Below are 23,958 nucleotides of genomic sequence, written 5' to 3' on the forward strand. Positions count from 1 at the left end.
GGGCGAGGCACCGAGTGGTGGGGCAAAGACCTTTTGGTTACTTTTGGGGCGTTTGCCAAAAGTGACCCGCTGTAAGAGCGGAACCATAAGCCGCCGTTACCTAAATAACGGATATGTCCCCCATCTAACCCACACCAATCATCCCCCAGCCTTATCGCGCACCATTCACCCCCAGCCGTATTTATTGTGACCACAAGCCCCGTGCCTGACACTCAACCCATCCACCCCTAACCACCCCTGGAGTCCCCAATGAGTGAGCCTGTGCAGTTCCAAGACAAGGTCGTGATCGTCACCGGTGCCGGCGGCGGACTAGGCCGCGCCCACGCACTCCTGTTCGCCAGACACGGCGCCAAAGTGCTGGTCAACGATCTTGGCGGCTCAACCCAGGGCGAAGGCGCCAACGCCTCGGCGGCCGACCGCGTAGTGGCCGAAATCCGCGAAGCCGGCGGCATCGCCGAGGCCAACCACGACTCCGTCACCGACGGTGACAAGATCGTCCAGAACGCCCTCGACGCCTTCGGCCGCATCGACGTCGTGGTCAACAACGCCGGGATCCTGCGGGACAAAACCTTCCACAAAATGGAAGACAGCGACTGGGACCTGGTCTACCGCGTACACGTCGAAGGCGCCTACAAAGTCACTCGCGCCGCCTGGCCCCATCTGCGTGAACAAGCCTACGGCCGGGTAATCTTCACCGCCTCCACTTCCGGTATCTACGGCAACTTCGGCCAGTCCAACTACGGCATGGCCAAGCTCGGCCTGTACGGCCTGACCCGCACCCTGGCGCTGGAAGGCCGCAAGAACAACATCCTGGTCAACGCCATCGCCCCCACCGGTGGTACACGCATGACCGAAGGCCTGATCCCGCCGCAAGTCTTCGAACGCCTCAAGCCGGAATTGATCAGCCCGCTGGTGGTGTACCTGGGCAGCGAGGCGTGTCAGGAAACCTCCGGGCTGTTTGAGGTGGGCGGCGGCTGGATCGGCAAGACCCGCTGGGAGCGCAGCCTGGGGGTTGGGTTCGACCCTGAAGCCGGGTTCTCCCCGGATGATGTCGCCGCCCACTGGCAGCAAATCTGTGACTTCGACGGGGCCGCTCACCCCAAGGACAACATCGAGGCCTTGAAGGAGATGATGGCCAACCTGCAGAAGTACAGCCTGTGATCATTACGTGAAAAAGTTTTAATCAAGCGGGGCGCCATGGCGCCCCGCTTTATTTCAGGCATAAAAAAAGCCGCTGCAAAGGCAGCGGCTGAAGTAAGACGTTTGATCAAGGAGCAATAAATCAACGTCAGTGAACACCGGTAACAGATTGAAAATATTGATCAATCCATAAAAAACTGGCTGTTCTTCCAGATTCTGGAAGCGGGCGGTTTGCCCTGAAAGCCAGGCAAGAATAGGCTTTTGTTACAAAATGAAAAATAGCGATTCGAGACAAGGACTGTTACCAAACCCGCAACAGTGGCAATAACACCTCATCCATCCTCCTGATAATCCTTCATCCATCTCGTCCATGGCCTCTCCAAGACCCCGGCCAGAGCGCCCTCTCATCCTTTCGAGCGACAACACGAATACCTCCTTGGTGCGCTTATCGCTCCTGATCGCGGGCAGTAGGGTGGGGCCTTCTGTCACACCACCGGGGAAGACGCATGACAAAAACAACAATGCGCGCCATCTTCAGGCCACAGGCGCTGGCCGCTGCGGTTGCTTTGGGTTGCTGTGCCCAGGCGCAGGCTGTTTCGTTCAACATCGGCGAGATCGAAGGGCAATTCGATTCCTCGCTGTCGGTCGGTGCCAGCTGGGGCATGCGCGATGCCGACAAGAAGCTGGTGGGCATTCCCAACGGCGGAACGGGCCAGGCTTCCACCGGCGATGATGGTCGCCTGAACTTCAAGAAGGGCGAGACCTTCTCCAAGATCTTCAAGGGCATCCACGACCTGGAACTCAAGTACGGCGACAGCGGCGTGTTCGTGCGCGGCAAGTACTGGTACGACTTTGAACTGCAGGACGAAGACCGCGAATTCAAGCAGATCAGCAATAACCACCGCGACGAAGGCGCACGCTCTTCCGGCTACGAATTACTCGACGCGTTTGTCTATCACAACTATTCCATCGGCGATTTGCCGGGCAACGTGCGCGTCGGCAAGCAGGTGGTCAGTTGGGGGGAAAGTACGTTCATCGGCAACTCCATCAACAGCATCAACCCCATCGACGTTTCCGCGTTCCGCCGCCCTGGCGCCGAGATCAAGGAGGGCCTGATTCCGGTCAACATGGTGTTCGCCTCCCAAAGCCTCACCAACCAGTTGAGCGTGGAAGGTTTCTACCAGTTGAACTGGGAAAACACCGTGGTGGACAACTGCGGCACCTTCTTCGGTAACGACGTGGTGGCCCACGGCTGTAACGGCAACTACACCGTCGGCAGCCCGGCGATTGCGCCGTTGCAGCCGGTGGCGGCGGCGTTTGGCCAAGGCTTCCAGGTCACGAACGAAGGCGTGGTGGTGCAGCGTGCAAAAGACCGCGAGGCGCGCGATGGCGGCCAGTTCGGCATGGCGTTGCGCTGGCTGGGGGATGACACCGAGTACGGCCTGTACTTCATGAACTATCACAGCCGCACGCCCACCGTCGGTACCATCACCGCCAACACCAACCTGGCAACCATTGGCGCTATTGCCAACGCGGCCAACGGGATCGCCCCGGGTTCCGGGGCCGGCCTGGCGCAAAGCACGATGCTCGGTCGCGGCCAGTATTACCTCGACTACCCGGAAAACATCCGCCTGTTCGGTGCCAGTTTCTCCACCACCTTGCCCACCGGCACCGCCTGGACCGGCGAAATCAGCTACCGCCCGAATGCTCCCGTACAACTCAACACCACCGACCTGACGCTGGCCCTGGTCAACCCGATTGCCGGCAACGCCGCTTCACCGATCAGCAGTTCCTTCGGTGCCGACAACGCCGGCTACCGCCGCAAGGAAATCACCCAGATCCAGAGCACCATGACCCAATTCTTCGACCAGGTACTGGGCGCCGAACGCCTGACCCTGGTGGGCGAGGCGGCCTTTGTGCACGTCGGCGGGCTGGAGGCGAAATCCAAGCTGCGTTATGGCCGTGACTCGGTCTACGGCCAGTACGGGTTCGGCGGCGACACCGATGGGTTTGTCACGGCCAACTCCTGGGGTTATCGCGCCCGGGCCATCCTCGATTACAACAACGTATTCGCCGGGGTCAACCTCAAGCCCAACGTGTCGTGGTCCCAGGACGTCAGCGGCTACGGCCCCAACGGCCTGTTCAACGAAGGCGCCAAGGCCATCAGCGTCGGCGTGGATGCGGACTACCGCAACACCTACACCGCGAGCCTGAGCTACACCGACTTTTTTGGCGGTGACTACAACACCCTCACCGACCGCGACTTCATCGCCCTCAGCTTTGGCGTGAACTTCTGATTTGGCTTAAGTAAGGACAAGAGACTATGCGCAAAATGATTCTGCAATGCGGGGTGTTGGCCCTGAGCCTGTTGGCCGCCAACGTGATGGCCGCAGTGTCGCCGGAAGAAGCGGCCAAGCTCGGCACTACCCTGACCCCGGTGGGCGCCGAGAAGGCCGGTAACGCCGATGGTTCGATCCCGGCATGGACCGGTGGTATCCCGAAAAACGCCGGGGCGGTGGACAGCAAAGGCTTCCTCGCTGACCCGTTTGCCAATGAAAAGCCGCTGTTCGTGATCACCGCCGCCACGGTCGACAAATACAAGGACAAACTCTCCGAAGGCCAGGTGGCGATGTTCAAGCGCTACCCGCAAACCTACAAGATTCCGGTCTACCCGACCCACCGCACGGTCAACCTGCCGCCGGAGATCTACGAGTCGATCAAGCGCAGCGCGCTCAACGTACACGCGATCAACGACGGCAACGGCCTGGAAAACTTCACTGGCAACCGCTACTACGCTTTCCCGATTCCGAAAAATGGCGTGGAAGTGCTGTGGAACCACATCACCCGTTACCACGGCGGCAACCTGCGCCGCATCATCACCCAGGCCACGCCGCAGACCAACGGCAGCTACACGCCGATCCGTTTCGAGGAAGAAGTGGCCGTGCCGCAACTGATCCCGGACATGGACCCGGTCAAGGGCGCCAACGTACTGACCTTCTTCAAACAATCGGTGACCGCCCCGGCGCGCCTGGCCGGCAACGTACTGTTGGTGCATGAGACGCTCGACCAGGTGAAGGAGCCGCGCCTGGCCTGGGTCTACAACGCCGGCCAGCGCCGCGTACGCCGTGCGCCGCAAGTGGCCTACGACGGGCCGGGCACTGCGGCCGACGGCCTGCGTACCTCGGATAACTTCGACATGTTCTCCGGCGCCCCGGACCGCTACGACTGGAAGCTGGTGGGCAAGAAGGAGATGTACATTCCCTACAACAGCTACAAGCTCGACTCGCCGACCCTCAAGTACGACGACATCATCAAGGCCGGCCACATCAACCAGGACCTGACCCGCTACGAGCTGCACCGGGTCTGGGAAGTGATCGGCACGGTCAAGCCGAGCGAACGGCACATCTACGCCAAGCGCCACATGTACATCGACGAAGACAGCTGGCAGGTGGCGCTGGTGGACCACTACGACGGCCGCGGCCAGCTGTGGCGTGTTGCTGAAGGTCACGCGCAGTTCTACTACGACCACCAGGTGCCGGCCTACACCGTCGAAACCCTGTACGACATCATCGCCGGGCGCTACATCGCCCTGGGCATGAAGAACGAAGAGAAGAGCAGCTTTGTGTTCGGCTTTGCGGCCAAGGCGGCCGACTACACGCCGGCAGCATTGCGCTCGGAAGGCGTGCGCTAAAACCTGATTGAAATACGGTCAAACTGTGGGAGCTGGCTTGCCTGCGATAGCGGTGCATCAGTAACAGATACCTGGCCTGACACACCGCCATCGCAGGCAAGCCAGCTCCCACACTGGAACGCATTTCAACGCTGAATCTGATGCCGGGTGGCCTTTTGGCTCCCGGCTTTTTTATGCCCGCCAATCAGCCTGCTGAATACTCCTCAACAACCGCCAGCCACAGGACTAGGGTAGGGCGCACGCCGCCTAATAATAAAAAACAGGGACGCAGTAATGACCGCCATGACCCGTTGTCTGGATCGTCCTGGATTCATGCCACGCTTGTCTCCCCATCATCTGTTGCGCCCGCGCCTGGCCGTGCCGCTGCTCAACGCCACCGCGCGGGTGAAGTTGCTCTGCGCCCCGGCCGGCAGTGGCAAGAGTGCATTGCTCGCCGAGTGCGCGTTGCAGGCGCCTTCGCAGTGCCAGGTGTACTGGTTGCCGCTGAATGGCGTGGCCTCGGATTTGTGTCAGCGCCTGGCGCAAAGCCTTGGCCTCGACTTTGTTGATGAGCCCACCTTGCTGCTGGCCCTGAACCGCTGGCAAGCGCCGGCCTGGTTGTTTCTCGATGACTTCTGCCGCGTGCCGGCGCCTGAACTGGATGGGTTGCTTGACCGCATTCTGGCCGCCAGCAGCCCGGCCTTGACCTGGTGGATCGGCGCGCGGCGGCGGCCGGCCTGCAACTGGCCCCGGCTGTTGCTTGATGATGAACTGTGGGAATGCAGCGCTGCCGAGTTGGCGTTTGACCCCAGCGAAATCCAGCACTTGGCCGGGCCCAGCGCCGACAAGGTGTTGCAGTTCAGCGCCGGCTGGTGTGCCGGAGTGCGTATCGGATTGCTTGAAGGCGACGGGCACCCGGACAAAACCTTGCTCGACTACCTGCAACACGAGTTGTTCACGGGCCTGGCGCCGGAATTGGCCGAGGCCTGGCGCGTGCTCGCGCACCTGCCACGCTTCAACCCGAGCTTGTGTGACCACCTGTTCGGCTTTGGTGATGGTGGCGACTACCTGCGAGACTTGCAGACGCTGGGCGCCTTTATCGAGCCCTGGGAGGAGTCCACCGACTGGCTGCAAGTCTTCCCGCCACTGGCCCAACTGATGCGCGCCGAACCCTGGCCAGCCAGGCGCTCCTGGCACCGGCGCGCGTGCCAATGGTTTACCGCCGCCGAGGACTGGCAAGCAGCGTTTGAGCAAGCGTTGCAGGCCGAAGAGTACGAAGTGGCCGTAAGCCTGTTGCAGCATTTCAGTTTTGAAGACCTGTTCCGCCAGCAAAACGCGGTGCTGTTGTTGCGCCTGCATGAGCAGCATGGTGATGAATTGATGCTGGGCTCGGCGCAACTGGTGGGCTTGGTAACGGCGGCGTTGCTGTTTGCCGGGCGTTTCGACCAGGCGGCGTTGTGCATTGACCAACTGGCGCGTTTCACTCCGCAACCGACCGCGCACCTGCAGCGTTATCTGCTGGCCCGCTGGCAGGCGCAATGGGGCTGGCTGTTGCATCTGGGCGGCGAAGCCGCACGGGCCCGGGAACATTTTCTCGAAGCCCTGCAAGACTTGCCCGAGAGCGCCTGGACGTCGCGCCTGATGTGCCTGTCGGGCCTGACCCAGCAAGCCTTGCTGCGTGGCGAGCTGGACGTGGCCCAGGCGCTGAACCGCGAGGCGTTGTGCCTGGCGCGCTCCCACGGCTCACTGCTGTTGGAGGCATTGTTGGAGCTCGATCATGCGCAGTTGCTGGAGCAGCGCGGCGCGCCGTATCGGGCCCAAAGCCTGCTGGAAAATGTGCAGCGCATGCTGGTGCAACAGCGGCTTAAAGCCGGGCCGTTGATGGGGCGGATTTGCTTGCGACGTGGGCACCTGGCGCTGCGCCAGGGCCACGACGCCGTGGCCGCCGAATGCTTCGAATCCGGCCTGGGCATGTGCCTGCACAGCCAGGACAAACGCGTGCTCTACGGCTACCTGGGACTGGCGCTATTGGCCGCCAACAAGGGCGATTACGCCCAGGCGTTTATCCAGTTGCGCGACGCTGAACGCCTGATGCAGCAACGCCAGGTGCCCGACACCGTCTATCGCGCCGTATTGCTGTTGCTCAGCGGGCATTTCTGGCTGCAACAGGGCCGTGCCGAACTGACCCTGGAGGCGGTGACCCGGGTGCTGCGGCACTACCGTGGCCCCAAGGCGAAACAAGCACCGCCGGCCACCCTGGAGTTGATCCCCAGGCTTGAATATTTGCAGGTGCTGGCCGAAGTGAAATTGCATCGCGCCGAAGAGCCTGTCGCCCGCCTGAGTGCGTTACTGGAGGCCGCCCGTCAGCGGGGCATGCTGTGCCTGGAAGCGGAGTTGCACTTGGTGCTGGGGGAAGTGGCCTGGCAAGTCGGCGATCGCCCGTTGGCCGTGCGCTCGCTGGAAGCCGGATTGGAACTGGCGGGGCGTTGCCAGGTACAGCAGGCGATTCGCGAGCTGCGCCTCAGGCAACCGGGGTTGTTGAGTGCGTTGGGGCTGGAGCCGCAGGAATGCCCGGCGGCGGCGGGGGAAAATCCCCTGAGCCAGCGCGAGCTTGAGGTGCTGCAACTGATTGCCCAGGGCAATTCCAATCTGGAAATTGCCAGCCAATTGTTTATCTCGCTGCACACGGTAAAAACCCATGCGCGGAGGATTCACAGCAAATTGGGGGTGGAGCGGCGCACCCAGGCAGTGGCCAAGGCCAAGACGCTGGGCTTGATGGCTTGAAGCCATGCACTATTCGTCAAACAATGACGATCAAATGTGGGAGCGGGCTTGCTCGCGAATGCGGTGTATCAGTCACTGATGCTTTAACTGACAGACTGCATTCGCGAGCAAGCCCGCTCCCACATTTTGTTCTGTTGGGTGCCTGATACTGAGCGTTACGGCTGATAACCCATGCGCCAACTCACCGCCTGGGTCGCCGCCAGCAAACGCTTCGCCGCCGGGCCGTCTTCATCGGCATGGAACAGCGACGTCGGCCCCACCACGGTCAACACCGCCGCCACTTGCCCGACCGCGTTGAACACCGGCGCCGACAACGCGTCCACACCCGGCATCAGCAAGCCATGCACAAAGTGCAAGCCGCGCTGGCGGATCTGCTCACAGGTGGTCGCGTATTCCTGGTCATCCGCCAACGCATGGGCAACGCCCGCCTGAATCTCCCGCTCGCGCAACTCCACGGTTTCCCGCGACGGCAGGAACGCACTGAACACCAGCCCGGTGGACGAACTGAGCAACGGCAACACCGAGCCCAATTGCGTGACCACCGTCACCGCGCGCACCGCCGGCTCGATGTGCACCACGGTCGCGCCCTGGTTACCCCAGACGGCCAGGAAGCAGGTTTCATTCAACTCATCCCGCAGTTCCGCCAGGGGCAGGGCGGCGACTTTCAGCACGTCCATGCTGCCCAGCGCGGCCAGCCCCACGCGCAAGGCTTCGCGGCCCAGGCCGTAATGGTTGGTGGCGGTGTTCTGTTCGGCAAAACCCGAGGCAATCAGCGCCTGCAAATAGCGGTGGACCTTGCTCGCCGGCATTTGCACGTGCTCGGCCAGGCGCGACAACGAGGTGGCCGGCGACAGTTCAGCCAGGGCCTTGAGGATGTCGGTGCCCACTTCAGCCGAGCGGACTTTCTGTTTACCGGTGTCGCGGGGGGCGGGCGGCTTTTCCATGGAAGGCATGAATCCGAAAGACGAATGGGCGTCTTTATAGCTTGACGGTCAACAGGTATCAAATTACGTTATGCGTAACTGGATTACGATAAAAACAACTTCCGCTCAGAGGACGATCCATGACCCTCGAATACCAATCGGGTTTTGGCAATGAATTTGCCACTGAAGCCTTGCCCGGTGCATTGCCCGTCGGCCAGAACGCCCCGCAGAAAGCGCCCTACGGGCTGTACACCGAACTCTTTTCCGGCACCGCCTTCACCATGGCCCGCAGCGAAGCCCGGCGCACCTGGTTGTACCGCATCCAGCCGTCGGCCAATCACCCGGCGTTCGTCAAGCTGGAACGGCAATTGGCCGGTGGACCGCTGGGCGCTGTGACGCCCAACCGCCTGCGCTGGAACCCGCTGGATATTCCGGGTGAGCCGACAGATTTCATCGATGGCCTTGTAGGCATGGTCGCCAATTCCGGATCGGAAAAACCCTCGGGCATCAGCATCTACAACTACCGCGCCAACCGTTCGATGGACCGCGTGTTCTTCAACGCGGACGGCGAACTGTTGATCGTTCCCGAGCAGGGCCGCCTGCGCATTGCGACCGAACTGGGTGTGCTGGAAGTCGAGCCACTGGAAATCGTCGTGCTGCCCCGGGGCCTGAAATTCCGCGTCGAACTGCTGGATGCCCTGGCCCGCGGTTACGTCGCCGAGAACCATGGCGCGCCACTGCGCCTGCCGGACCTTGGTCCTATCGGCAGCAACGGCCTGGCCAACCCACGGGATTTCCTCACGCCGGTCGCCCATTACGAAGACCTCAAGCAACCGACCACGCTGGTGCAGAAATTCCTCGGTGAACTGTGGGGCTGCCAGCTCGACCATTCGCCGCTGAACGTGGTGGCGTGGCACGGCAACAACGTGCCGTACAAATACGACCTGCGTCGTTTCAACACCATCGGCACCGTGAGCTTCGATCACCCGGACCCGTCGATCTTCACCGTATTGACCTCGCCCACCAGCGTGCACGGCCTGGCCAACCTCGACTTCGTGATCTTCCCGCCCCGCTGGATGGTCGCCGAAAACACCTTCCGGCCACCGTGGTTCCACCGCAACCTGATGAACGAATACATGGGCCTGATCCAGGGTGCCTACGACGCCAAGGCTGAAGGCTTCGTGCCCGGCGGCGCGTCGTTGCACAGCTGCATGAGCGCCCACGGCCCGGATGGCGAGACCTGCACCAAAGCCATCAACGCGACGCTTGAGCCCCACAAGATTGATAACACCATGGCGTTCATGTTCGAGACTAGCCAGGTGCTGCGTCCTACACAGTTCGCGCTGGAATGCCCGCAACTGCAACCTTCCTACGACGCTTGCTGGGCCTCGCTCCCTGCAACCTTCAACCCGAATCGGAGATAACCCATGACTCAGCCTAATCTCACCCGCAGTTGGGTGGTTTCCGCCAACGGTCACCGGGATTTCCCGCTGCAAAACCTGCCGTTGGGGGTGTTCAGCCTTAATGGCTCGGCACCGCGCAGTGGCGTGGCGATTGGCGAGCAGATTCTTGATCTGCACGCCGCGTTGGAATGCTTTGAAGGCGAAGCCCGCCGGGCCGTTGAAGCCACCGCTGGCGGCCAATTGAACGCGTTTTTCGAACTCGGCCGTGGCCCGCGCGTGGCCTTGCGTGAACGCCTGCTGGAACTGTTGGCCGAAGGCAGCGACCAGCAAGGCAAACTGCAAGCTGCGCTGCACCCGGCTGCCGATTGCCAGATGCACCTGCCGGCCAGGATCAACGACTACACCGACTTCTACGTGGGCATCGAGCACGCGCAAAACGTCGGCAAGCTGTTCCGCCCGGACAACCCGCTGCTGCCCAACTACAAGTATGTGCCGATCGGCTACCACGGCCGCGCGTCGACGATTCGCCCGTCGGGCACCGAGGTCCGCCGCCCGAAAGGCCAGACCCTGCCAGCCGGCCAGACCGAGCCGACCTTCGGCCCCTGCGCACGCCTGGACTACGAGCTGGAACTGGGCATCTGGATCGGCCAGGGCAATGCCATGGGCGACTCGATTGCCATCGGCGACGCGGCTGATCACATCGCCGGTTTCTGCCTGCTCAACGACTGGTCGGCGCGGGATATCCAGGCCTGGGAATACCAGCCGCTGGGCCCGTTCCTGTCGAAGAGTTTCATCACCAGCATTTCGCCATGGGTGGTGACGGCTGAAGCCCTGGAACCGTTCCGCAAGGCACAACCGGCGCGCCCTGAAGGCGACCCACAACCGCTGCCATACCTGCTGGACAAGCGCGACCAGGCGGCCGGTGGTTTTGATATCGAACTGGAAGTGCTGCTGACCACCGCCTCGATGCGCGAGCAGAACCTGCCGGCCCATCGCCTGACCCTGAGCAACACCCAACACATGTACTGGACCGTCGCGCAGATGGTTGCGCACCACAGCGTCAATGGCTGCCAGTTGCAGGCGGGTGACCTGTTCGGTTCGGGCACCTTGTCGGGGCCTGAAGCCGGACAATTCGGCAGCCTGCTGGAAATCACCGAGGGCGGTAAAAAGCCGATCGAACTGGCCTCCGGCGAAGTGCGTAAGTTCCTCGAAGACGGCGACGAAATCATCCTGCGTGCCCGCTGCACCCGCGACGGGTTTGCCTCCATCGGCTTCGGCGAATGCCGGGGTACCGTGGTCGCGGCACGCTGAGAGGGCAGGGCCATGGAACTCTATACCTACTACCGCTCCACTTCGTCCTACCGGGTGCGGATCGCGCTGGCCCTCAAGGGCCTGGACTTCACCGCCGTGCCGGTCAACCTGCTGGTGCCCAAGGGCGGCGCCAACCATCAGCCGGAGTACCTGGCGATCAACCCGCAAGGTCGCGTGCCGGCCTTGCGCACCGATGAGGGTGATGTGTTGATTCAGTCGCCGGCGATCATCGAGTACCTGGAGGAACGTTATCCACAGGTGCCGTTGCTCTCCACGGATCTGGCAACCCGCGCCCATGAGCGCGCGGTGGCGTCGATCATCGGTTGCGACATTCATCCGCTGCACAACTCCAGTACCCAGAATCTGCTCAAGCAATGGGGGCACGATGAAGCGCAGGTGCTGGAGTGGATCGGGCACTGGATCAGCCAGGGCCTGGCGGCGGTGGAGCAGTTGATTGGTGATCAGGGTTATTGCTTTGGCGAGCAGCCGGGGATGGCGGATACGTTCTTGATTCCACAGTTGTATGCGGCCGAGCGGTTCAAGGTGTCGCTGATGGCGTACCCGCGCATTCAGCGGGTGGCGGGGTTGGCGGCGCAGCATCCGGCGTTCATGGCGGCTCATCCCGCCAACCAACCGGATACCCCACCAGTCTGATCGTTCCCACGCTCTGCGTGGGAATGCCGCCCTGGACGCTCTGCGTCCGTGACGCGGAGCGTCACCTGATTCATTCCCACGCGGAGCGTGGGAACGATCTACACCACTATAAAAACAATACAGGTCCCTTGCGATGCACAATCAGATTGCCAGCTTTCGTGCGGCACTCGACGCCCGTCCGGTGTCGCGCTATCAGTGGTTGATTCTCCTGTTGCTGGCACTGTTGCTGGTCACCGATGGCTACGACGCCCAGGTCCTGGGCTACGTAGTACCGGCGCTGGCCAAGGACTGGGGCCTGGAAAAAGCCGCGTTCGGCCCGGTGTTCAGCGCCAACCTGCTGGGGCTGACGCTGGGCTCCCTGGCCGTCACGCCGCTGGCGGATCGCTTCGGGGTGCGGCGCATCCTGCTGTGCTGTGTGTTGATCTACGCCAGCCTCACGGTGCTGATGGTGTTCGCCAACTCTCTCAATACCTTGATGGCCGCCCGCTTTATCTGCGGCATCGGCATGGGCGGTGCAATGCCCAGCGCCATGGCCCTCATGTCGGAATACTCACCACCCCGCCTGCGAACATTGATGGTGACGCTCGCCGCCTGTGGCTTCTCTTTCGGCGGTGCGGCCGGTGGTTTTGTCGCGGCCGGGTTTATCGACAGCTTCGGCTGGCAGGCGGTGTTCCTCGCCGGTGGTGTGACGCCATTGCTGTTGTTTCCGTTTCTTGCCTGGATGTTGCCCGAATCCCTGCCGCGCCTGCTGCGTGATGCACCGCCCTATGCGCGCCTGCAAAAAGTCACCGCGCGCATGCTGCCCGGCTGGCAACCACCGCCAGCGAGCGAGGCAGAAAACCGCCAGGAGCAAGGCAGCAAACTGACGGTGGTGGAGCTGTTCCGCCATGGCTACGCGCGCCCGACATTACTGCTGTGGGCGACGTTTTTTGTCAGCCTGATCCTGCTGTATTTCATGATCAGCTGGCTGCCTTCGCTGTTGCTGGAAAGCGGTTTGAGCCTGAATGAGGCCAATCTGGTGACCTCGATGTTCCTGTTCGCCGGGACCTTGGGCGCCATCGGCATGGCCTGGTTTGCCGACCGGCTCAAAAGCAAAGTGCGCCTACTGTCCGGCGTGCTGGCAGCGGCTGCGGTGTGCACCATCCTGCTGGGGCTGAATCACGACAATCCGCGCTATCTGGTGGCCTGCGTGTTTGCTGCGGGCTTCTGCATCATCGGCGGTCAACTGACCCTGAACGCGTTCGCCAGTAACTTCTACCCGGCTCACGTGCGGGCCACCGGTACAGGCTGGGCACTGGGTGTCGGGCGGTTCGGGTCGATCCTGGGGCCGCTGTTCGGCAGCCTGCTGCTGGCGATGCACATACCGGTGCAGCAGATTTTCTTCTTCTGCGCGATTCCGGCGGTGATAGCGGCGTTGTTGATTATCCAGGTGCGCTCGCCAGTCAATGCACCACAGAGTTCGGCGGCAAATGCCCCAGCCGTTCGGTCAGGCGTAGACGCTGGATCGGGTCTTCGCTGAGCATCAATGCGTGTTCCAGGTCAAAACGCTCGGCGTTCGGGCAATCCAGGCGCTGATACAAACTGGCCCGGGCCAGGTAATCGGCGGCGCTGGCATTGCCCAGCTCCAGCACGCGTTCGGCATCCACCAGAGCGGCCAGGTGGTCGTCGTTGGACAGGTGCAACTGGCGCAGATTACGCGACAGCCGTTGCAGGATCGATCGCGGCTCGGCGGTGTGCAGGTGGTCGGCCTGCAACTTGAGATTGGGCCCGTACTGGCGGGTCAGCAGGTCGCGGCAATCGTTGGGGTACAGGCGTCGGCCGCCGCAGGGGTCGAGCAGGTGATCGGCGCCCGGCACGCGCAACAGGAAGTGCCCCGGGAAGTTGACGCCCACCAGCGGAATGTCCAGGCGCCGCGCCAGCTCCAGGGCAATCAGCCCGAGAGCCAGCGGCTGCCCGCGTTTACGCTTCAACACCTTGTCCAGCAGCGCGGCGGCGGGGCGCAGCGGGGTGTGGTCATCCTGGGCGAACCCCAGGTCGTTCATGCGCCGCAGCAACGGTTGTCCGAGTTCATCCGCCGGCAGCATCGGCATGCTGAGGCTGACCAACTGCTGCAGTACCTTGAAGTCCTGCAGGATGGCCAACGGGTCCACCGCCGGGTCGTGCTCGGCCGCCATCCACAGAGCGGCTTCAAACAGCGCGGGCGGTGACCGTTCCAGGCAGGCAAAAAAGGCGTCGCGGGGCTTCATTGGGTTCTCCTGCGGATGTCTCGTTTTAGCCTTGCTGTGAACTTTCGTCCAGTGCCTTAAGACAGGTCCTACCTGTTTATGTCGCAAACCCTTTAAAACCGGTGGTCTTATTCCTGCGCGCTTCAGCAGGGTTTCGCTGGCGGTCCTATACTTGGCGCCTACCAGAAGTGATTCGGGAGCTTGACGATGTTTGCGCTCATGCACAGCACCCGCCTTGAATCGCTGCACCTGAGCGTTGACCCGGCCACCGGGTTGAGGGCGGTCATTGCCATCCACAACAGCCGCCTGGGTCCCGCCCTTGGAGGCTGCCGCTACCTCTCTTACCCCGACGATGAAAGTGCCGTGGCGGATGCCGCGCGCCTGGCGCAGGGCATGAGCTACAAGGCCGCGCTGGCCGGTTTGCCGGTGGGTGGCGGCAACGCGGTGATCATCCGCCCCGCCCATGTGGAAAGCCGCGCGGCATTGTTTGAAGCCTTCGGCCGCTGCATCGAGCAGTTGGATGGCCGCTACATCACCGCCATCGACAGCGGCACCTCGGTGGCCGACATGGATTGCATCGCCCAGCAGACCCGCTATGTCACCAGCACCACGGCGGCCGGCGATCCCTCGCCCCACGCGGCGATGGGCGTGTTCGCCGGCATCCGCACCACCGCGATGGCTCGCCTGGGCAGCGATAATCTGGAAGGTCTGCGCGTGGCGATCCAGGGCCTGGGCAACGTCGGTTATGCCCTGGCCGAGCAACTGCACGCCGCCGGGGCTGAATTGCTGGTGAGCGACATCGACCACGGCAAGGTGCAACTGGCGATGGAACAACTGGGTGCGCACCCGATTGCCAACGAAGCCTTGCTCAGCACCCCATGCGATATCCTTGCGCCCTGTGGTGTGGGCGCGGTGTTCAACCGCTACACGGTCGCGCAGTTGCGATGCGCAGCGGTGGCCGGCTCCGCTAGTGCGCAGCTGACCAACCTGCAAGTGGCCGATCAACTGGAAGGGCGTGGGATTCTTTACGCGCCGGACTACGTGATCAACTCCGGTGGGCTGATCTACGTGGCCCTCAAGCACGGCGGCGCGGAGCTGGAAACCATCACCGCGCACCTGTCGAACATCGGCACACGCCTGACCGAGATCTTCGCCCATGCCCAGGCTGAAAAACGCTCACCCGCGCGGGTAGCGGATGAGCTGGCGGAGCGCTTGCTGTACCGCTGAGGCGGGTCAAAGCTGATATTTCTCCCGGGTCAGTTGGCCCACGCCCATACGATCAAGGATGTGCATCGGGCACAGAATCGTGACCCGCACGGTTCCCGGCAGGCGGCTGATTTCAATCGAGCCGTTGATGGTCGCGCGGTTGCGCACTTCGTCGAGCGGCAGCCCGGTCACGGCGGCTGCGCGTTCCAGTCCGTTGTCTGTCGCGACGTTGAGATTGGTCCCACTGCCGATGAAGGTGATGGGCGCGTTCTCCTCGATCTCCACCTGGCCCCAGCGCTCCCCCAGTGCCTTCACCCGCAGGCGTTGCTCCGCGGTCATCGGGCGCGCCATGGGCGGCAGGTCATCGAGGTTTTGCAGCAGGATCGGCCCGTCCAGGCTCAGGCCCTTGATCACCTGCACCGTCAGTTCGGTTTCCCCCGACACATCGGTGGCATGCCCGGCAATTTCGCCATTGCCCTGTTGAGCATGCATATCGCCCATGTATACCCCGGCGCCGGGGACCTTCACCGGGCAGATCAGGATGCAGCCTTCGCGCACGGAATTGGTGTCCATGTGGCCATCGGTTTTCGCGGCGTGCAGTTCATCGTGGGTCATGCTGTAGCGATGGGGCGCGCCCACCAGGTACTGGCCGAAGTCGCCGCAGTTGTGGGAATCCGGCAGATCCCGTGAAGGCGTGGTGCCGATGTTGCCCAGGAATGGGCGCATATGCGCGGCCAGGCCCGGGATATCGGCGCGGGCCAGGGACAGGATCGAGTGCTGGGCAGACAATTCGGGCAGCGCCGACATGTCCGATGCCTTGCCGGCCAGGCGATCCGCCACGGCCTGGTTGACCGTCAGGCTCACCTGATGCTCGGCATCCAGAACGATCACGTAACCATTGCTGAAACGAAACGCACTGACCTCGGCGCCACAGGCATCGCAACGAATGGCGTCATCGCCAATGCCTTCGACGTGGCTGGCGGGATGCTCTTGCCCGCAGTTGGAGCAGAACTTCGCGACGAACGGGTCGCCATGGTAGCGACCTTCGACAAAACTCATGACCCCCGAGGACGTGGCCAGGGAGGTGACGCGCATGCGCTTGATCTTCAGCGCCACCGCGTCGCCGATTTCGGCGCCGGCGATGAACACGGGCTGGGTCACTTCATGGCCACCCTCAAAGGCCGGCGTGATCATCGGGCCCCAGCAACCGGGCGGGGTGCCGGTGATCAAGGTGCCACCGTCGGCCAGCGGGCCGAGCATTTTCTGGCTGGGGCCGAGCAGCCCATTGGTGTAGGAGGTGACGGTGAGACGGTCGACAGATGGGAGGTTATTCATTTTATTTTCCGGGCCCTGAGTGATTGAATGTTGAACAGGCTTCATCACTTAAGCGCCGATGTGTATCTGTCGTGTGTCGCGCTGCCGCGATTGCCGGTACGTGTGTATCTCAGGGGCATCCATACACACTCTGATACACCCGCAGTGGCGGACACGTGCAAATACAGATATCTCTGTTGCAGGCTTACTTTTTCAAACCCATCAGAACGAGGTTGGCATGTCCAAACAAACAGCAGGGCGCTCCAGCGGGCGCATGATCACCTTCAAACGCCCGGATGGCGCTGACGTCAACGGCTACCTGGCCAGCCCGGCGGTACTCGAAGGCGCGCCGGCGATCGTGGTGATCCAGGAATGGTGGGGCGTAAACGATCAGATCAAGGGCGTGGCCAATCGACTGGCCGAATGCGGTTACCGCGTGTTGGTGCCGGACCTTTATCGCGGCGCGTCGACCGTGGAAGAGGAAGAGGCTCACCACCTGATGGATGGGCTGGATTTTGGTGACGCGGTTTCCCAGGACATCAAGGGTGCTGTGCAGTACTTGCAGGCGGATTCGAAAAAAGTCGGTGTGACCGGTTACTGCATGGGCGGGGCGTTGACGTTGCTGGCGTTGAACGCGATTCCGGAAGTCGCTGCGGGCGTGGTGTGGTACGGCTTCCCGCCGCTGGAGTATCTGGATGCTTCGAAGATCAAGGCGCCGCTGATCGGGCATTGGGGCACGCAGGATGCCTTCTTCAATATCGACACCGTGGCGGAGCTGGAGTCAAAACTGCATGCTGCGGGTGTGGACGCGACTTTCCATCGCTACCTGGCGCGCCATGCGTTTGCCAACGAGACGGCGATTGGTGATGGTCGGATTGCAGACACGCAATACGATGCCGCCTGGTCGCAACTGGCGTGGGACCGCACGTTGACGTTCTTCGGCAAGACCTTGTGGCAGGCATGACACATGTGAAAGGCATCAACGCATAACCTGTGGCGAGGGAGCTTGTTGTGGCGAGGGAGCTTGCTGTGGCGAGGGAGCTTGCTCCCGCTGGGCTGCGCAGCAGACCCAAAAGCTTGGGAGCGCTGCGCACTCCAGCGGGAGCAAGCTCCCTCGCCACAGCAAGCGCCCTCTGCCACAGCAAGCCCTTTCGCCACTACTGGCAATGCATCACTCAGCCGCTGGCTGCCCAATCTCCGCCAATGCACTCGCATTGTTCTTGAACGCCGCCGCAAACGCCGCGCGGTTCTTGGCCATGAAAATACCGGCATCTTCTGCCTGCTTCTCGCTCAAGCCTTCGACGTTTTTCAACAGCACTTCCATCAGGGACTCTGCCAGTTCAAGCATCTGGTCGTGTGCGTCGGCAAGTTTGCGATCCACGAATGTAGTCTCCAGGTCACGGGTACTGCGATACAGGGTTTCAACAGCCATTTTTCGGCCTCGTCATCGGTGCAGTATTGAAGGGAGTTGCCCTTGGTTCGAATGTCGCCAAGCGTTCTCGCGACTACTGTATTTATATACAGCTAAAAGCATAAGCCAATCCATGGGCTTTGGGTAGTGGCTTTTCAATGTAGCTGGCAAATGCTGGTTTGCCCTATCGGAAACTTCTCACAGGTTGGTGGGGTTGCAGGAGCGTCATTCAGTGGCTTACCTTCTCCGGGCTTCGCTTATGCGGTACACGAGTTTGGCGGCTCGAATTTAAGGAGCAAACATCTTGTAAATCCAAGGAATGCACCATGGTAAAAATGACTGCCTGTTTTTCTGAATCGCCTATAAAGCCGCCTACCGCGCTTTTCGCTGTGACCCCAAATACTGACACTGAAACATTACTCGCCAACGCCAGCGAAACCTTGAACAGTGCCCGTGAAATGGCCAGTAGCCTGGCTTTTGAGCTTGAAGGACCACAGCGAAGTTTGCTTCTGGCGATCCATCAACTGCTGGAAATGAGTGGTTTGTTGGTTGATCAGGCGTTGGACCAAGTCGCCCCGACCTGACCTGAATCACCCGGTCACCTGGATCGTTCCCACGCTCTGCGTGGGAATGCATACCGTGACGCTCCGCGTCACCTCTATCCGAAACCGTGGGGCATTGGACGCGGAGCGTCCGGGGCGGCATTCCCACGCGGAGCGTGGGAACGATCATCAAGCAGCAAGATAAGTGCCTCATATCACCCCGCCACCATCTCACTCCCTGTTCCCTGGCCTTTTTTCTGCATGCAGAGAAACCGTCACGTCCAACCCGCATTATCCGGTCGAGCCGACCTAAGGAAGCATCATCGTGAAAATCAACTGGGCTGAAAACCTGCGCAAGACCGTGCACCAACTGGCCGAGTCCTTGGGAAATCTGTTCGTCGAGACCTTCCACTACCTGGCACTGTTCGCCATTGGTGCGGTGACCGCCTATGCCGCGGTGATGGAATTTCTGGGGATGCTGGAGACGGGGCACATCAAGATCGATGACATCTTGCTGCTGTTCATCTACCTGGAACTGGGGGCGATGGTCGGGATTTATTTCAAGACCAACCACATGCCGGTGCGCTTCCTGATCTACGTGGCGATCACGGCGCTGACCCGTCTGCTGATTTCCAACGTGTCCCACCACAACCCGCCCGACATCGGCATCATCTACCTGTGCGGTGGGATTCTGCTGCTGGCGTTCGCGATTCTGGTGGTGCGGTATGCGTCGTCGGCATTTCCGTCGGTGAAGGTCGAAGGCCCGCGCCGCAAGGGCGAAGCGAGCCTTGAAACAGAGAAGGGCGAGCTCTAGAACCCTGCGTTGAGCGGCGGCCTGCTGACCGGCGGCCGCTGCAGTACCTGGTGGCTGTCCCCATCGGTCATCACCGCCAATATCTCCATCGCGCTGTGCCCCTGCTCGATCGCAATCCCGAATTGCACACTCTGCACCAGCCGTTTCAGGCGCTGGGGGTCGTTGCGTTGTTCGGCGCTGATCATGCGTTTGGCCACGACGCCGTCTTCATCGGACAGGGTCAGCATGATGCTGCCGTCCAGCCGCTGGATGCTTAAATTGACCCGGTATTTCGGGGCGAAGGTGTCGGTGATGATCTGAAAAGGGTTGTCCATGGTGCGTTACCGCCTGATAAGAACATGCAGTCATTGACGACCGGTGTCGGGATTAGTTCGCGTTTCCTGACCACCGGCCATTCGCTCGCTGAGGTTTTCACAAGGTCCGTTTTCCTCAGTAGCTGTACAGCAAGGGGCGTGCCGTACAGCAATCTGCCTGCCATCAAATTTCCCCTGTGGGAGCGGGCTTGCTCGCGAATGCGGTGTGTCAGCCAATGATTGCTCAGCTGAACGACCGCTTTCGCGAGCAAGCCCGCTCCCACAGTGGGTGGGTGGTGTTTTTGAGTTCGGTGATCCGTTTCAGGGCATGACCGAAAAAACGATCGCAGACAGCGCAATCAAGCCGATCAACACCACAAACACGTTGGACGCCTGGCCCGAGTACTGGCGCAGGGATGGCACTCGGCGGATGGCGTACATCGGCATCAGGAACAACAGGCAGGCGATGATCGGCCCGCCCATGGTTTCGATCATGCCGAGGATGCTCGGGTTGAAGGTGGCCACGGCCCAGCAGGTCAGCACCATGAACAGCGCGGTGCAGCGCTCCAGCCACTTGGCGGACATCGAACGGTTACGTCCGCGCAGGGATTTGACGATCAGGCCCTGGAAACCTTCGCTCGCGCCGATGTAGTGGCCCAGGAAGGATTTGGTGATTGCCACCAGCGCGATCAACGGCGCGGCGTAGGCGATGACCGGGGTCTGGAAGTGGTTGGCCAGGTACGACAGGATCGAGATGTTCTGCGCCTTCGCGGCGGCGAGGTCAGCCGGCGACAGGGCCAGCACGCAACTGAAGCAGAAGAACATCACCGTCAGCACCATCATGCTGTGGGCCATGGCCAGGATGCCGCTGCTTTTGCGCTCGGCTTGCGGGCCGTACACACGTTTCTGGTCGACGGCGAAGGCGGAGATGATCGGCGAGTGGTTGAAGGAAAACACCATCACCGGGATCGCCAGCCACAAGGTCTTGAAGAAGGCCGGCAGGGGCATGCCTTCGCTGGCGGAGGCGAAGAATGCACCGTTCCAGTTGGGGATCAGGCTCACCGCCAATAGCAGCAGGGCGGCGACGAAGGGGTACACCAGCACGCTCATGGCCTTGACGATCACGCCCTGGCCGCAGCGCACAATGGCCATCAGGCCGAGGATCAGCACCAGCGACAGGATTGCCCGGGGCGGTGCAGCCAGGTGCAGTTGGTGTTCCATAAAGCTGGTCAGGGTGTTGGTCAGCGCCACGCTGTACACCAGCAAAATCGGGAAGATCGCGAAGAAGTACAGCAGGGTGATCAGCTTGCCGGCGCCGATGCCGAAGTGTTCTTCCACCACTTCGGTGATGTCGCCGGATTTGCCCGACAACACAAAGCGCGTCAGCCCACGGTGGGCGAAGAAGGTCATCGGGAAGGCCAGCAGAGCCAGCACGATCAACGGCCAGAAGCCGCCCACGCCAGCGTTGATCGGCAGGAACAAGGTGCCGGCACCGATGGCGGTGCCGTAGAGGCCGAGCATCCAGGTGGTGTCGTGTTTGTTCCAGCCTTGTGTAACGGTGGTCGGCGTCAGGTCTACAGCGGGATTTTCGGCAGCAGGTGTACGTACATCGGTCATCGTTATTGCCTCGTTATTATTTTTGCGCGGGCTCACGTTGGGGCGATCAGGGAATGCTCCTCAGCACTCCACCCAGCTGACGGCCAGGCCGCCCCGTGAAGTTTCTTTGTATTTGTCGTGCATGTCGGCGCCGGTGTCGCGCATGGTGCGGATCACCCGGTCCAGGGAGATGAAGTGTTTGCCGTCGCCGCGCAGGGCCATTTGCGTGGCGTTGATCGCCTTGACCGCGGCGATGGCGTTGCGCTCGATGCACGGCACCTGGACCAGGCCGCCAACCGGGTCGCAGGTCAAACCCAGGTTATGTTCCAGGCCGATTTCGGCGGCGTTTTCCAGTTGCTCCGGAGATGCGCCGAGCACGTCCGCAAGGCCGGCAGCGGCCATGGCGCAGGCGGAACCGACTTCGCCCTGGCAGCCGACTTCGGCGCCGGAGATCGAGGCGTTTTTCTTGCAGAGGATGCCGACGGCGGCGGCAGCCAGGAAGAAATTCACCACGTCATCGTCGGACGCGTCCGGGTTGAACTTCATGTAGTAGTGCAGCACCGCCGGGATGATTCCCGCCGCGCCATTGGTCGGCGCCGTCACCATGCGCCCGCCGGCGGCGTTTTCTTCGTTGACGGCGAGGGCGAACAGGTTGACCCATTCCATGGCCGACAAGGTCGAGGTGATGACGTTGGGTTTGCCGATTTCCAGCAGGCTGCGGTGCAGTTTCGCCGCGCGCCGTGGCACATCCAGACCGCCGGGCAGGATGCCTTCGTGGCGCAGGCCTTGTTCGACGCATTCACGCATCACCGACCAGATATGCAGCAGGCCGCTGCGGATCTCGGCATCGCTGCGCCAGGCCCGCTCGTTGGCCATCATCAGCTCGGAAACCCGCAGGCCGTGCTTGTTGCACAAGGCCAGCAGTTCGACGGCGCTCGAAAAGTCGTAGGGCAATTGCACTTCGCTGGTAGGCGCGATACCGGACTCGGCTTCTGCCGCTTCGATGATGAAACCGCCGCCCACCGAGTAGTACGTTTGCTCGCTCAACGGGCCGTTTTCGCCGTAGGCATGCAGGGACATGGCGTTGGGGTGGTAGGGCAGGCTTTCGTCCAGCAGCAGGAGGTCGTGTTGCCAGTTGAAGGCAATCGACGTGCGGCCGCCGAGCAGCAATTGGCCGGACTCGCGCAGTTGCTGGATGCGTGGGCCGATGCTGGTGGGGTCGATGCTGTCTGGCCATTCGCCCATCAGGCCCATCACACAGGCGCGGTCGGTGGCGTGGCCGACACCGGTGGCGGACAGCGAGCCGTACAAACGCACCTCTACGCGACGGGTTTCGTCGAGCAATTGCTGGTCGATAAGTGCTTGGACGAAGGTCGCCGCGGCCCGCATCGGGCCGACGGTATGGGAGCTGGAAGGACCAATGCCCACTTTGAATAGATCGAAAACACTGATAGCCATGCTAAACCCTTACAAGCAATGGAGTAGGAATCGCTGCCATGTTTTGTAGGACAAGCGGAATTGGCGCGATACTGAGCCTCTGGATCTGCACTGACCAACGAATTATCCTAAGACACCCTTTAGCAGGACTAAACCCTATGGCTCGCCCGCTTCATGGCCAGACCTACGTCTGGTTGCACGTTTTTTCCTGCGCGGCACGGCATTTGTCGTTCACCCGTTGCGCCGAGGAACTGCACATCACCCCGGGCGCGGTCAGCCAGCAAATCCGTCAGTTGGAGGAGCGCCTGGGCTTTCGCCTGTTCCATCGGCGCGCACGCGGGGTTGAGCTGAGCGCAGAGGGCCAGCGGTTGGCGATCACCGTGGGCGAGGCCTATGGCAGCATCGATGCCGAGTTGCAGCGGCTGGACGCCGGGATGATCAGCGGCACCTTGCGCCTGCGCTCGATCCCGTCGTTTCTCGGCAAATGGCTGACCCCGCGTTTGCCGCGTTTGCAGCAGCGCTTCCCGGATATCCAGCTGCGCATGGTTGCCGAAGACAGCAGCGTCGCCCTGCACGAGGGCGACTTCGACCTGGCCATCGACCTTAACGACGGCAGCTATCCCGGCTTGTTGTCCACAGCCTTGCTGGACGAGCAGATTTTCCCGGTGTGCGCACCGAGCCTGCTGCGGGGGCGACCGCCACTGCATGGCCCCGCTGACCTGGTGCATTTCCCGCTGCTGCACGACATCACTGCCTGGCGTGGGAGTTATGAGTACGCAGAGTGGGAGTTCTACCTGAACGCCATCGGCTATGACGCCGCCGACGTACGGCGCGGGCATACCTTCAACCGCAACCACCTGACCATCGAGGCGGCGATTGCGGGCATGGGCGTGGCGATTGCCCGGCGAACCTTGCTCAATGACGAACTGGAACGCGGCACCTTGATCGTGCCATTCGGCCTCGCCGTTCCCAACCACAAACGCTATGTGCTGCTGTACGCGCCGGGTGCGTTGAGCCATCCGGGCGTGCGGGCGGTGCATGACTGGCTGGTGGAGGAAGCGGAGATTTTTCGCGGATTGCACCCGTTGGGAGAGGGGCAATTGTAAGGAAGTTGGCGGTAAGAAGATGTAACCAACTCCCCACCCTAACAGCGTTTTTGGTTGTAGTCAGGGTTAATTTGTAATGTGGGATTTATCTTTGCAAAGGGGTTGAAATGTTCCTCTGTCTGCTCAATT

At 61.7% G+C, this 23,958-nt stretch carries 20 protein-coding genes; 13 read left to right on the forward strand and 7 right to left on the reverse strand.

Annotated features, from left to right (window positions below):
* Window positions 1-249 precede the first annotated feature (249 nt).
* From HX818_RS15580 to HX818_RS15595, 4 genes are all read left to right on the forward strand, one after another.
* Window positions 250-1,161: an SDR family oxidoreductase gene (locus tag HX818_RS15580; RefSeq protein ID WP_008438591.1), complete on the forward strand. Its 912-nt coding sequence runs from the start codon at window positions 250-252 to the stop codon at window positions 1,159-1,161.
* Between the two features lie 485 nt (window positions 1,162-1,646).
* A complete protein-coding gene (locus HX818_RS15585; protein WP_177020369.1) occupies window positions 1,647-3,437 on the forward strand; it encodes a DUF1302 domain-containing protein in 1,791 nt (596 codons plus the stop codon).
* A gap of 26 nt (window positions 3,438-3,463) precedes the next feature.
* Window positions 3,464-4,831, forward strand: coding sequence for a DUF1329 domain-containing protein (locus HX818_RS15590; protein WP_003212808.1), 1,368 nt, complete (start codon window positions 3,464-3,466; stop codon window positions 4,829-4,831).
* 273 nt (window positions 4,832-5,104) lie between these two features.
* Complete coding sequence (locus HX818_RS15595; protein WP_134325763.1) at window positions 5,105-7,594, forward strand: LuxR C-terminal-related transcriptional regulator; 2,490 nt, start codon at window positions 5,105-5,107, stop codon at window positions 7,592-7,594.
* A 155-nt stretch (window positions 7,595-7,749) separates the two neighbouring features.
* On the opposite strand, the gene HX818_RS15600 is transcribed toward HX818_RS15595, so the two are convergent.
* Entirely contained in the window at window positions 7,750-8,538 is a 789-nt protein-coding gene (locus tag HX818_RS15600; protein WP_008438587.1) for an IclR family transcriptional regulator, read from the reverse strand.
* Between the two features lie 119 nt (window positions 8,539-8,657).
* On the opposite strand from HX818_RS15600, the gene hmgA reads away from it, so the two are divergent.
* From hmgA to HX818_RS15620, 4 genes are all read left to right on the forward strand, one after another.
* Window positions 8,658-9,941, forward strand: a complete 1,284-nt coding sequence (gene hmgA, locus HX818_RS15605) for a homogentisate 1,2-dioxygenase (RefSeq protein ID WP_003212802.1) — start codon at window positions 8,658-8,660, stop codon at window positions 9,939-9,941.
* A gap of 3 nt (window positions 9,942-9,944) precedes the next feature.
* Window positions 9,945-11,231 (forward strand): fumarylacetoacetase, encoded by a 1,287-nt coding sequence (gene fahA / locus HX818_RS15610; protein WP_003212801.1) that lies wholly within the window; start codon window positions 9,945-9,947, stop codon window positions 11,229-11,231.
* A gap of 12 nt (window positions 11,232-11,243) precedes the next feature.
* The gene (gene maiA / locus HX818_RS15615; RefSeq protein ID WP_177020370.1) at window positions 11,244-11,885 is read left to right on the forward strand and encodes a maleylacetoacetate isomerase; all 642 of its coding nucleotides are present in this window, start codon (window positions 11,244-11,246) and stop codon (window positions 11,883-11,885) included.
* Between the two features lie 133 nt (window positions 11,886-12,018).
* Window positions 12,019-13,404: an aromatic acid/H+ symport family MFS transporter gene (locus HX818_RS15620; RefSeq protein WP_177020371.1), complete on the forward strand. Its 1,386-nt coding sequence runs from the start codon at window positions 12,019-12,021 to the stop codon at window positions 13,402-13,404.
* Here the strand turns inward: HX818_RS15620 and HX818_RS15625 are convergent.
* Window positions 13,328-14,131, reverse strand: a complete 804-nt coding sequence (locus HX818_RS15625; protein ID WP_003212796.1) for a SirB1 family protein — start codon at window positions 14,129-14,131, stop codon at window positions 13,328-13,330. The genes HX818_RS15620 and HX818_RS15625 overlap by 77 nt on opposite strands.
* A gap of 186 nt (window positions 14,132-14,317) precedes the next feature.
* Between HX818_RS15625 and HX818_RS15630 the strand changes: the two genes are divergently transcribed.
* Window positions 14,318-15,337 (forward strand): Glu/Leu/Phe/Val dehydrogenase, encoded by a 1,020-nt coding sequence (locus HX818_RS15630; protein WP_177020372.1) that lies wholly within the window; start codon window positions 14,318-14,320, stop codon window positions 15,335-15,337.
* Between the two features lie 6 nt (window positions 15,338-15,343).
* Here the strand turns inward: HX818_RS15630 and HX818_RS15635 are convergent, their stop codons facing one another.
* On the reverse strand, window positions 15,344-16,651 hold the full coding sequence (locus tag HX818_RS15635) for an acetamidase/formamidase family protein (protein ID WP_177020373.1): 1,308 nt from the start codon (window positions 16,649-16,651) through the stop codon (window positions 15,344-15,346).
* Window positions 16,652-16,868: 217 nt separating this feature from the next.
* On the opposite strand from HX818_RS15635, the gene HX818_RS15640 reads away from it, so the two are divergent.
* A complete protein-coding gene (locus HX818_RS15640; protein ID WP_087695180.1) occupies window positions 16,869-17,594 on the forward strand; it encodes a dienelactone hydrolase family protein in 726 nt (241 codons plus the stop codon).
* Between the two features lie 207 nt (window positions 17,595-17,801).
* Here HX818_RS15640 and HX818_RS15645 read toward each other — a convergent pair whose 3' ends face one another.
* Window positions 17,802-18,062, reverse strand: a complete 261-nt coding sequence (locus HX818_RS15645) for a YebG family protein (protein WP_003212789.1) — start codon at window positions 18,060-18,062, stop codon at window positions 17,802-17,804.
* Between the two features lie 305 nt (window positions 18,063-18,367).
* Between HX818_RS15645 and HX818_RS15650 the strand changes: the two genes are divergently transcribed.
* The gene (locus tag HX818_RS15650) at window positions 18,368-18,625 is read left to right on the forward strand and encodes a DUF6124 family protein (RefSeq protein ID WP_008438570.1); all 258 of its coding nucleotides are present in this window, start codon (window positions 18,368-18,370) and stop codon (window positions 18,623-18,625) included.
* 283 nt (window positions 18,626-18,908) lie between these two features.
* Window positions 18,909-19,397, forward strand: coding sequence for a phosphate-starvation-inducible protein PsiE (locus tag HX818_RS15655; protein ID WP_003212783.1), 489 nt, complete (start codon window positions 18,909-18,911; stop codon window positions 19,395-19,397).
* Here the strand turns inward: HX818_RS15655 and HX818_RS15660 are convergent.
* From HX818_RS15660 to HX818_RS15670, 3 genes are all read right to left on the reverse strand, one after another.
* Window positions 19,394-19,711: a DUF3509 domain-containing protein gene (locus HX818_RS15660; protein ID WP_003212781.1), complete on the reverse strand. Its 318-nt coding sequence runs from the start codon at window positions 19,709-19,711 to the stop codon at window positions 19,394-19,396. The genes HX818_RS15655 and HX818_RS15660 overlap by 4 nt on opposite strands.
* Window positions 19,712-20,011: 300 nt before the next feature.
* Entirely contained in the window at window positions 20,012-21,307 is a 1,296-nt protein-coding gene (locus HX818_RS15665; protein ID WP_177020374.1) for a serine/threonine transporter, read from the reverse strand.
* A gap of 60 nt (window positions 21,308-21,367) precedes the next feature.
* A complete protein-coding gene (locus tag HX818_RS15670) occupies window positions 21,368-22,744 on the reverse strand; it encodes an L-serine ammonia-lyase (RefSeq protein WP_008438553.1) in 1,377 nt (458 codons plus the stop codon).
* A 137-nt stretch (window positions 22,745-22,881) separates the two neighbouring features.
* Between HX818_RS15670 and HX818_RS15675 the strand changes: the two genes are divergently transcribed.
* A complete protein-coding gene (locus HX818_RS15675) occupies window positions 22,882-23,829 on the forward strand; it encodes a LysR substrate-binding domain-containing protein (RefSeq protein ID WP_003212775.1) in 948 nt (315 codons plus the stop codon).
* Window positions 23,830-23,958 lie beyond the last annotated feature (129 nt).

It is taken from the genome of Pseudomonas sp. F9001, from assembly GCF_013385435.1.
Taxonomy (GTDB): domain Bacteria; phylum Pseudomonadota; class Gammaproteobacteria; order Pseudomonadales; family Pseudomonadaceae; genus Aquipseudomonas.